The organism is Prevotella sp. AM23-5 (assembly GCF_003473645.1).
Classification (GTDB): Bacteria; Bacteroidota; Bacteroidia; order Bacteroidales; family Bacteroidaceae; genus Prevotella; species Prevotella copri_A.
This window is the reverse complement of sequence record NZ_QUCG01000094.1, coordinates 1-9,029: the sequence shown is the minus strand read 5'-3', so window position 1 is coordinate 9,029 and position 9,029 is coordinate 1. Positions and strand designations below refer to the sequence as shown.

General features: G+C 38.4%; 9 protein-coding genes. All 9 read right to left on the bottom strand.

Going from position 1 to position 9,029, the window contains the following annotated elements; translation table 11 throughout:
- Positions 1-138: 138 nt before the first annotated feature.
- The 9 genes from DW657_RS15420 to DW657_RS15375 all read right to left on the bottom strand — a co-directional run bounded on the left by DW657_RS15420 (position 139) and on the right by DW657_RS15375 (position 8,099).
- Positions 139-726: a hypothetical protein gene (locus DW657_RS15420; RefSeq protein WP_118313324.1), complete on the bottom strand. Its 588-nt coding sequence runs from the start codon at positions 724-726 to the stop codon at positions 139-141.
- Positions 727-732: 6 nt separating this feature from the next.
- The gene (locus DW657_RS15415) at positions 733-1,248 is read right to left on the bottom strand and encodes a hypothetical protein (RefSeq protein WP_118313323.1); all 516 of its coding nucleotides are present in this window, start codon (positions 1,246-1,248) and stop codon (positions 733-735) included.
- Positions 1,249-1,301: 53 nt separating this feature from the next.
- Positions 1,302-3,287, bottom strand: coding sequence for a bifunctional serine/threonine-protein kinase/formylglycine-generating enzyme family protein (locus tag DW657_RS15410; protein WP_118313322.1), 1,986 nt, complete (start codon positions 3,285-3,287; stop codon positions 1,302-1,304).
- Between the two features lie 13 nt (positions 3,288-3,300).
- Positions 3,301-4,443 (bottom strand): protein phosphatase 2C domain-containing protein, encoded by a 1,143-nt coding sequence (locus DW657_RS15405; protein WP_118313321.1) that lies wholly within the window; start codon positions 4,441-4,443, stop codon positions 3,301-3,303.
- 8 nt (positions 4,444-4,451) lie between these two features.
- Entirely contained in the window at positions 4,452-5,063 is a 612-nt protein-coding gene (locus DW657_RS15400) for an FHA domain-containing protein (RefSeq protein WP_158577405.1), read from the bottom strand.
- Positions 5,064-5,088: 25 nt separating this feature from the next.
- Positions 5,089-6,036 (bottom strand): hypothetical protein, encoded by a 948-nt coding sequence (locus DW657_RS15395; RefSeq protein WP_147381974.1) that lies wholly within the window; start codon positions 6,034-6,036, stop codon positions 5,089-5,091.
- Between the two features lie 106 nt (positions 6,037-6,142).
- Positions 6,143-6,832 carry an FHA domain-containing protein gene (locus tag DW657_RS15390; protein ID WP_117587439.1) on the bottom strand — a complete coding sequence of 230 codons (690 nt, stop codon included), beginning with the start codon at positions 6,830-6,832 and terminating at the stop codon, positions 6,143-6,145.
- A 21-nt stretch (positions 6,833-6,853) separates the two neighbouring features.
- Complete coding sequence (locus DW657_RS15385) at positions 6,854-7,216, bottom strand: LytTR family transcriptional regulator DNA-binding domain-containing protein (protein ID WP_228119568.1); 363 nt, start codon at positions 7,214-7,216, stop codon at positions 6,854-6,856.
- Positions 7,217-7,724: 508 nt separating this feature from the next.
- On the bottom strand, positions 7,725-8,099 hold the full coding sequence (locus DW657_RS15375) for a hypothetical protein (protein WP_147381973.1): 375 nt from the start codon (positions 8,097-8,099) through the stop codon (positions 7,725-7,727).
- Positions 8,100-9,029: the final 930 nt, after the last annotated feature.

Below are 9,029 nucleotides of genomic sequence, written 5' to 3'. Positions count from 1 at the left end.
GCCTTATAGGTAATACCGAAACCACCTTGACCAAGGATCTTTTCTAGTCTGTATTTGCCATAGCAGAGAACGGCATTATTATTTAGTTGAACCATAATTTCTCCATAATAATTTTATACAATCAATGATAGAGTACTACTATTTGACTGTTCGCAGACATAATTTATATCCAGAAAAGGTACTATTGGAATCTAATTCCAAATCATTCAGAGTAATCTTTGCTGAATTTCTGCCACAACCATCTGAGTCTTTAAGCCAAAACAAAGCCTCTCCCGTTTGCGAACAATAAGAAAATTCCTCATAAAGTCCTGTTAATTCGAAAGTGATTTTATTACCATTCGGACCTAAACAGATTGCCCAACTATGATAATAGTAATTACCATATTCAGTCCAATTCTTTTCAGAATTCTCGTTCCATTTACACCTTCTTCGTAATTCATCCCATTGCTCTAAGGTAGGAAGATTATAAGCCTTACTCTCCTCTTGAGTCAAATAAACGGCATTACCTTTTTCATCCTCAACATAGCTAGATGCCCAAAGAGTTCCACTTGGAAGCCCTAAGTCAACATACTCAGTTTTTTCCAATGCGGAATCTTTTACCACCTTATTAATACTATCCTGATAGCCCGCATTATAACCAGCCTGATAAGCATCTGCAACAACCTGGTTTAACGCTTCGACAACTTTGCCATCAGCATATTCTTTTGCTTTATTAAAACTATCCATATAATTTTATTCTAATTTTCTTATTCCATTATGAGTTACTATATATGGTTCAACGCTGATAACTCTTGCTTTATTTACCAGTCCCTCTATGGAGAGTTCTTCCATATTACACTTTTCAAGCCAATATCTATTACACAAATCATCCTCATTCACATTTTTGTCTCTCATTCCAACTTTAAAGTTCCCAAGTAAGAAACATAAATCATCATAATTCCGAGAATCATGCCACTCTACATTATCAACTTCCAGTACTAATAAATTAACTATACAATATGAAACTGGAGTAGAAGCAAAAGTATTAGCCCATTGAAATGCTCGCTCTTCCTTTTTATCATCATACGGAAAAACAAATAAAGAGTTTCCTCTACCATATGACTCAGGATAATCCTGTTTTCTAACATTCTCTAACATAGATTCAGCTTTTGCCCGTCCTTCCGAATAATTATGTTCTTTTTTTGAAGCAGTAATTACCTCACCGACCTTCCGAAAAACTGTATCTTTTTCGATTCTACAAACTTTCATATATCTTAATATACTTATTTCTAAATCATAATTTTAATAAAAATATTTTAGAACTATGGTTCCATAACCAATCTAAATCCATACTCAGAACTTGCATATCCCTCCAAAATACCAACACTTCGATAAGCAACAGTACAGTAATACTCATCAAGAGCCCAATCTCCACCACGAAATATATGTCCACACTCCCCTCCTTGCGGACCTTTAGGGTTTATTTGAGAAGTTGCTGTATAAGGTGCAGCCCAATCAGAACAATATTCACGAACATTTCCTGTCATATCATAAAGCCCTAATTCATTAGGATTTTTCAGACCTACATTATGAGTTTTTCCTCCACTATTCCCATGCCACCATGCAACTTCCGAAATATTATTACTACCTGAATAACGATAACCTTGGTTAAGTTTGCCTCCACGAGCAGCATATTCCCACTCTGCCTCTGTTGGAAGTCTAAACTTTCTATTTGTTATTTGATTCAATTTCTTTATAAATTTCAAACAATCATCCATACTTCCTCCCCCCACACTAACTTGTTCTACAGGTCTTTTTTCCCCTGTAAAACCAGATGGATTTGTTTCCATAATTGCCATCCACTCTTCTTGAGTCACTTCATATTTACCTATATAGAAACTAGATAAAGTTACTTGATGAACAGGTTTAGTCCCTTCCCAATCATATGTATCAGTTCCTCCCATCATAAAAGTACCGCCCTCAACATACACCATATTAGATACCAAATTATCTATTATTTGCTTATTATGTTGTTGCTTTTTTAAATATGAGAGTCTTGCATTTATTTTTTTTCGATGTTCATCTGTCATATTGCTATATTCATTTACAAATCTATTAATATCATCAATCTTTTGAGAAGAAAAAGCCTTTTCAAAAGCATTATTTTCACAAATAGTTTTATAGCCATAACAACTAATTGATAAACATATTAAAAACAACGCCCCAGCTATTAATAAATTACGACATATATGACTATCTGTTTTTTTCTTACTTATCACTTGCTGGTTAACTCCAGCTTTAACTTTCTTTACTTTACCTTCCCACAGTGTTTCTTCATCACCCCCTGCAAGATTAACATGAGATTGCATAGGGCAACATGCCTTTGTTGCTTCAACATTACCATAAGCAGCCGAAGCAAACTGTTGCGAGATACGTCTTATCTCCCCAACATTCTTCGGTCTCTTCAATCTATTCACTTGCATCATCCAAACCACCAATTTCTTCATTTCCCCAGAAACATTAGGCATTGGGAGGGCAAGATGCTTGTCCTCTGTCTCGTCTTCAGAAAGGTCAGAAACTGATGGGGGGTCTTGATTGGTGAGCAACTTATACACAGTTGCACCAAGAGAATAGAAATCTGTCCATGGTCCGAACTTATCATAGCTCTGCGCCATTTGTTCACTAGAGGCATAGCCATTCGTATAACTGATACCAGTGCTCATCGTGGCACCACCTACCGTACTCTGCTGCTTACTTGCACCAAAGTCTATCAACTTGACCACATCATGACTATCCACCATAATATTGGCAGGCTTGATGTCAAGATGGAACATACCTTCGTTATGGATTGCCTCAAGACCATCCAATATCTGATTCAAGTAATTGCGAACCTCAGACTCTGCCAAAGGTGCATTGGTACGCTTCAAACGTGCAGATAGATTTTCTCCATCTACATAATCCATCACATAATACGCAGTACCATTCTCCTCAAAAAGGTCATAGACCTTGACAATATGAGGATTACTGAGACTACGAAGACGGCGAGCTTCTTTCTTGAACTTCTCTCGCTGTTGCTCAAAGCTATTGGTATTCTCGGCATTACTTACACTAATGGTAGTACTATTACCATCACGCTGACACACACCCTTTACAAAGAACTCTTTGATGGCATAAGTCTCATCAAACTCGATGTTCTTTGTTAAATAGGTATTGCCGAAGCCACCTGAAGCCAAGTAGCTTTCTATCTTGTAAGTTCCGTGTAGGATGGTTCCTACTTGGAGCATATTTTGATTATTTAGTTCGTCCATTTTTTATTGTATCTTACTTTATTGAATCTGGTTTTGTTGTATCTGTCTTTGACTCTTGCTGGCTATTAAACTCTTTCACGGTCATCATAGAATCTTCATGAAGAGAATCAAGCAAAGCAGCCTCTGCTTTATGCTTGCTATAGTAGCCATATCCAAACATTCCTACAACAGCCAACACCACTATTGCCATGAAAGCAACAAACAGGAGTTTCTTTCTTTTCTGCTTATTCTCCATCGCAACAATCACACTATCAGGAACAGGCGGCGGTGTACCAGCAGGCTTTACGACTTCAACATCAGGAGAAGCAGTCAACTTTTCCACATCAGGCTTGATATTCAAAGCATTGCATTTCGCCGTAGGCTCTTCATTTACAAGACTCACATCAGCCTCGTCATGACTCACTTCTTTGATGTGTACTATATAAGCAGAATGATTATCTTTATTATCTGAGGTTCCTGAAATCAGCATCTGTCGCTTCTCTTCATCACGAACATTCGCAACAAAGACATCCAACAGCTCCTCATCCTCCATCTGTTCCAACATGCCGTCAGAACAAATATAGAAGTAATCACCTGGCTGAATATCAGAAATATGGATAACATCAGGTTTCGGATGATTTCTATCTCCAGCTATCATCGCACGGGTGATGACATTTTTCTGTGGAAATGTCTTCATCTCCTCATAGGTCAACTCACCAGCCTGATAAAGATCATACACCAGGGAATGGTCACGACTCTTATATAATATGGTATGTGAAGATGGACGGAGATGGTATATTCTACTATCTCCAATGTGGGCTGTCGTACATCCATTACTATGAAAATACAGCAAAGTTAAAGTTGTTCCCATCTGACGGGAATCTCCCGCAATAGCCAGTTTATCCAGTTCTTCGTAGGCATACGCCAAAGCATCAGATAGCAACTTATCTTCCAAGCCTTCGGAAGCAACTGCATGCTGCAACAAAAACGAAGAAAGACTTTTGCAAATACTTTGGCTTGCCACCTCACCATGCTCATGTCCACCCATACCATCACAGAGCAAAAACAAGCGGTCATTCTCCGTTGCTTTGCCCTCTATTGGATAGATGCTATCTTCCTGGTTCGCCCTTTTACCCAACTCATAGATAGCTAAAGGCTGATATATCTTGATTCTCATTGTTAGCTTTATTTTTGATGATAAACAACGGTTGTGTTACCCATCTTGATGATACTTCCTTCTGTCAAGACGAGCTGGTCACCCTCGTTCAATAATTGTCCATTCACATAACTGGCATTTTTATTGTGATAGTTAGACACCACAACCCTAACCTTGTCCGTAGAAGCCTTAATTACCTGGATGGCAAGATGCTGACGGCTCATATATCTATCATCAGTAGCAATCTGTACAGTTGCCTGCGAAGTAGTAGCCTTGCGACCTATTACATTACTACCGATCCCTAACGGATACTTCTGACCACCATAGAGCAAATAACCAGGAGTAACCTCTTCTTTCTTGCCTGCAAGGATTGTTTCATCAGATTGAGAAGGAGAAGAGGAATGTCCCACGTAACGAGTTTCTCCATTATCTCGATTCACATACTGAGTCTCACCATTGCTGTTACCAACATATTCTGTTTTCCCAAAAGATTGCGGAGTTGCAGCATGTTGCTGTGAGAACATCACTCTCAACTGAGTTTTACATTGAGGACAAGTAATCATCTTAACCGCTTCGTTTTGAGAATTTCTCACGTCGAGCAATACACCGCAACTCGGACATTTGATTCTTTTAGTTTCCATTGCTACCATCTATTTTAATCAATGTTTATGCCATCTGAATATCAGCATCAGACATATAGTCTGGCATATCAGGAGCAACATCAGGATTCTCTAAGGATGCTGTTTGGAGATTTGGATCAGCAGAATCATCAACTCCGGTATCAGCGAAATCACTACCACTTGGAGTTATCACTTGTCCTGTATGCAAATCAACTGCTTCACCAACGTCAATACTTCCATTGCCATTGGCATCACAAATAGCAACATCAGGATTTCCATCCTGATCAAAATCTACCACACTCACTTCCTGACCATCCACGTCGAAGACACCCACTGTAGCCATGGAGCCATCAGCAAGCTGAACTTCACCCGCATTAACCAAATGAACATCTGTATTTTGGTCATCAGCCACCTGCACATCACTTGCCTGATGCAAATTTGCATCATTGTGAGCAACAGATACATCCTGGTCTGCATGAGATGAATGAGATACCATAGCAACATCTTCCGCTTGATGAGGGGCTGCATTCATTTCTTCAGCACGTACTTCTGGCTTTACAGCCTCAGCATAGTCGTTCTTTTCTGCATCTGTCATGTTGTTCCACTCATCCTCGGTATAAGTACTATAGATATTACCATGCCAATGGAAAGCGCCACCAGGACCTACTTCGGCTCTAGCGGCATCGAATGCCTCCTTAAAGCTCTGCTCATCATGACTCTCAGCCACCTTGATAGAGGCATTATCATTAGCTGCAGCAGCATCTTGCGATGGATTCTCCCCTTCCGGTTTTGTATCGGGAGTTTCTTCTGTATTTGCAGCAATGGCATCTGTGACATACATAGCACTTGCACCTAACAAGATACCAGCAACTCCACTTACCGCTACTTTCTTCCAAGTTGCCTTATCAGCAGCGTTCTGAGTTTTATCTTTACTTTCCTGTCTTACTTCAGGATGTGTATTATCGAAATACAATGTTTCTTCATTCTGTGCCATAATCATACGTTTTAAAATTATAACTGGTGCAAATATAGTGAAATAATAAATAGATAGGTGTTAATTCTGTGCTCATTACACAAAACCTATCTTCTATTGTACAAAATCACTTTTTGATTTTAGCCTTGCAATAAGGACAAGCCTCATTCTGCATTAAAACTTCATAAGACTGAAAGCCCAAGAAGTGATGACAATGAGGACAAACATAATGCTGCTGAAACTCTTCAGTCAACTGCTTCTGCCTTAACGGTCCCTTAGAAGAATCCTTATATGCTTTTACAGTAAAGCCTACAGAAATCAAAATACCTAAGAGATACAAACCTATATAAAGAGGAGTCTCTCTAAATTCTGGGAAAATGATACTCAAAGCGATGGCTCCCATAGTAATCAAACCAGTAATGCCACGAAGAGAATTAAACTTGCGGTCAGCAATTTGCTGATCAAGTTTATGTTCATCATATTCTTCCCAAACACGCTGCAATGGACGAAAATCTACCATTTGAGGAACAAAACTCTTTATCCAATCCCAACTAACCAAAAATTTGCTTGGACCAAGTTCTATTTTATCCTTTTCCATGATAGTCTTTGCCATTATTTCCACTCCATTGACAAAAGTAACGTTCTGAGGTTTTAGATTCGTAATTCTATAAGAACCATCTGGATTAATGGTCAAACTACAGTGTTGACGGCTCACAGTCATAGGAACACTTCCAGCAACCCCAAAAGTCTTGGATTGTTGTCCCATTGTTATTCTCAATTGAGATGTACTAGCATCACGTCCAATGATTAATTCCATAAAATTCTTTGCTTGACTAGTTTATTTTTTAGTTATGAGTAAATCCTTCATTTGCTTCAAGGCTTCCTTAGAAATACCTAAAGCAAAAGCAAAATGCTCATAATCGGATAATATCAACTGTTGCTTTTGCGTATTGACCTGATAGATGTAGCCAGTGTTGATGATAAAGCGCTTACCCACCCGCATAAAAATACTCTTGCAATCTACAAGATGCTCTGCCAAGTACTTCTCCATCTGAGTCAAATTCAGACAAACAACAGCCTTCAACTTGTTAATAGTAACAATCTGTGTATAATTGCCATCTCCTTCGAAATAAACAATTTTGGAAACATCTAATCTTAAGAGTTCCGTCTTTGTATTGAATACGATAAATTGACTATCCATATTTACCATTTACATCGCTGACTTGTTCCCAGAAGTAGCTATCGGTCATTAAGTTTTCAATGAAAAAGCGTGGGACTATTGCTTATTACCGGATAGAGGTTGTGGAAGGACCCGTCAGCAAGTAATAATGCAATAGCCCACGCCATAGAGTATATTAACATCTTCTTCCATAGAGAAAAAGATACAATAATCCTTAGACGTGAGCATCATTGCCTATTTATCGTTAGCAGACTTTGAAACTTCCACATTTCTATCGCAAGATAACGTTCAATACGCTCATTCACTAGAGCCTTCATCGTGCCCGTTCTTTTCCGTTCACTCATAACTCTATTGCAAAAGTAAGAAATCTTTTTGATACCGCCAAACTTTTCCTCTATTATTTCTTCCAACAGGCTTACTTTCATGAAATTTCCACAAAAAAAGCATTGAAGTTTGCCACTGCTGAAAAAGATAATGCTTCCACATTTCCAATCCATGACAACCTCAATGCCTATATCCTTAAACGGCTTTACAAATTAAAGTACACTTTACCGAAAGGCACCGTGTTCGCCTTCCACTCAAAATTATTGGCTACAACCTCTCCGTCTAGGTTTCTAACCACCTTGCTAACGAATGCATGTGTTCTCAACAAACTATCCAAAGGACCACCATAATAACCAACAACTGTCAATGATCTGCGTCCACCACTATACGTTTCTCTCACACGAATCTTGACTCTCACAACTTGATTGTTCTTAATATAATAAGCACCAACATCAGTATATTCCTCCGGAGGCTGAGGCATCTGCGGCATCTCCAAGCCAAATGATGGCACAGAATATTGCTGGGCAGGTGGATTAGTATATACTGGTTTATACTCTACAAACTGAGCATTTACACTCATTACACTTAGCATCATGGCTAAAATCAACATTACCTTCTTCATACCTTATTATATATTAAAGGGTTATTCTTCATGTTCCTCGTTCCACGATTTTTTCTTTTCTATCGCTTCCCGATTACGAGCGCAAAAGTAAGAAGATTATTTCTATCAGCCAAATATCTAAACCTACCTTGTATGAAATGCCATTCTGTATGTACCAAATGACAAAGAGGAGGCGCCATAAGTCTAAATTACAGTTGGCGCATAACAGTTGACCTACGCATGCACATCACCTGTTGTGCAAGCGCATATCAGCTGATATGCAAGCGCACAACAGCTGTTGTGCGACCGGAGATACTAACTAACTCAAAAACATATACTATCTTTTCTAACAACTTATACTATGTTTTCCAACAACATATCAGTAATATTCCAACAAACAAAAAAGGGTGAATCATTAACTTATGACACACCCTCTTTACTAAATCAGACACGCAACTGATCTTATCTTATAATATTATACTCAAACTCATAATCCCCATTCTTCAGCCATTCGGGAACATCTTCCCCATTTTCCATAAGGCCTTATTCCTCCTTTTTTAGTTCAAATTACAATTGTAAAAATACCTCCCGTCAATATTTATAACCAAAATTCATATACCTACAAGTTTGGAATCTAGCGATAAAAATAAGAGGATTGAGAGGCTGGGATTCCTTGTTTTCTGCTCTATATTAAGAACAAGACCTATAGTTGTACGACTATAAAGTTACAGTTGTACGACTATACATGCTATGGTTGTACAACTGTAGAGTTATGGTTGTACAACTATAGGGGTTATAGTCGTACAACTATAGATTTTTCTCAACGGCATCTTCTTGTCAAGAAATTACAAGCATCTGATTATCAGCAAGTTCTTATTTCTCTTCATTGTATATTGTTTTTTTTTATTA

Excerpts from the sequence above, each read along its gene's own strand:
- DW657_RS15420 (WP_118313324.1), bottom strand. The coding sequence starts at position 726 with ATGGATAGTTTTAATAAAGCAAAAGAATATGCTGATGGCAAAGTTGTC.
- DW657_RS15415 (WP_118313323.1), bottom strand. The coding sequence starts at position 1,248 with ATGAAAGTTTGTAGAATCGAAAAAGATACAGTTTTTCGGAAGGTCGGT.
- DW657_RS15410 (WP_118313322.1), bottom strand. The coding sequence starts at position 3,287 with ATGGACGAACTAAATAATCAAAATATGCTCCAAGTAGGAACCATCCTA.
- DW657_RS15405 (WP_118313321.1), bottom strand. The coding sequence starts at position 4,443 with ATGAGAATCAAGATATATCAGCCTTTAGCTATCTATGAGTTGGGTAAA.
- DW657_RS15400 (WP_158577405.1), bottom strand. The coding sequence starts at position 5,063 with ATGGAAACTAAAAGAATCAAATGTCCGAGTTGCGGTGTATTGCTCGAC.
- DW657_RS15395 (WP_147381974.1), bottom strand. The coding sequence starts at position 6,036 with ATGGCACAGAATGAAGAAACATTGTATTTCGATAATACACATCCTGAA.
- DW657_RS15390 (WP_117587439.1), bottom strand. The coding sequence starts at position 6,832 with ATGGAATTAATCATTGGACGTGATGCTAGTACATCTCAATTGAGAATA.
- DW657_RS15385 (WP_228119568.1), bottom strand. The coding sequence starts at position 7,216 with ATGGATAGTCAATTTATCGTATTCAATACAAAGACGGAACTCTTAAGA.
- DW657_RS15375 (WP_147381973.1), bottom strand. The coding sequence starts at position 8,099 with ATGAGTGTAAATGCTCAGTTTGTAGAGTATAAACCAGTATATACTAAT.